Annotated in this window: 2 protein-coding genes; both read left to right on the forward strand. The window is 59.0% G+C overall.

Annotated features, from left to right (window positions below):
* Nucleotides 1-336, forward strand: a 336-nt coding sequence (locus tag ACZ6WW_RS23530) for a hypothetical protein (protein ID WP_465276337.1), incomplete at its 5' end; no start/stop codon positions are given.
* Nucleotides 337-345: 9 nt separating this feature from the next.
* Nucleotides 346-1,300, forward strand: a 955-nt coding sequence (locus ACZ6WW_RS23535) for a hypothetical protein (protein WP_465276338.1), incomplete at its 3' end; no start/stop codon positions are given.

The following is a 1,300-nucleotide window of genomic DNA, read 5'->3' on the forward strand; positions in this document are numbered from 1 at the left end:
CTGCGCGTACAGAGCGTTCGGACCTTCGTGCCAATGCCTACGCCCATCAGGTTATCGGCGCCAACGGTTGAGACGTTGCCGCAGGCCGGCCTGGCCGCCGTGATCGCCAACTCGGGCGGACGCGTACTGACGCGAACCATCAGCGTCACGTTGCCCGATGGCACACGTGGCGATGCCACGGAATACACCGTCTACCAGCTGGCTGCAGCCGTCGACGGAACCACGCTGCGCTACGGCAGCAACGACACCCGAAACACTACCCAGAACGAAGGCAACGATCAGCTCGATGAGCCGCCTGTGCTGATGCTGATCGATATCTCGAACTTCGACGTCTAAGGACAACCCATGTCACAGCAGAACATCAACCTGGGCACGTTGCTCGATGGGAGCGACGGCGATACCCGTCGCCAAGCGATGGTGAAAATCCAGAGCAACTTCGATGAGCTATACAGCGGCGCGACCGCGAGCGGAGTAACCCACAACAAGTTGATCAATGGTGACTTCACCACGTGGATATATGGAACGTCGTTGGCAGCCGCCGCTTCCGCACGTCATCTTGCCGATCGCTGGCTTACTACCGGCAGCGGCTCCACGATCGCTCCGAGTCGGCAAGCTTTTGCACCAGGACAAACAGACGTGCCTGGAAATCCGAAGTATTTCCATCGATGTGTAGTGGCGTCTGTGGTCGGAAGCGCCAACTTCGCGGCTATGGAGCAGAGGATTGAGGGCGTCGGCACCGCAGCCGGCGAAACGGAACTTGTTACCTTTTACGCGAAGGCTGATGTGGCGCGTCCCGTGGGTTTGTCGATGATTCAAACCTTTGGAGCGGGAGGTAGCCCTTCTGTTTCCATCAGTGGCATCGGGGCGCAGCAAATCGCTCTAGATACAGTGTGGAAGCGCTTCTCGGTAGCCATTCCCGTTCCGTCCATTGCGGGAAAGTCGCTGGGCACGGATGGCACCGATAGTCTTCGCTTGGTGTTCTGGTTCGACGCCGGCACGGGCAACTCCGCGCAAGCTGGAGGCATCGGTCAGCAGTCCGGCACGTTTGATATCGCGCGAGTTCGGGTTAAAAGCGACACTGTCGATACAGCCTACAACGATATCGATCCCGTGGCTGACGATCTACGTTGCAGGCGCTACGCCACCACCAGTCCCCAATACATCACCGGTCGCTTTAGTTCCTCGACCGTCGTCAGGTTCTTCAATCGGCTCGACGTGCCAATGCGCGCCACGCCAACGGTCTCCTTGCTCGGCACTTCATTTTCGGTCGAGGCGACGCAAGTGGCGATCTATACGGCGA

This window comes from Dyella sp. NPDC103356 (assembly GCF_055584465.1).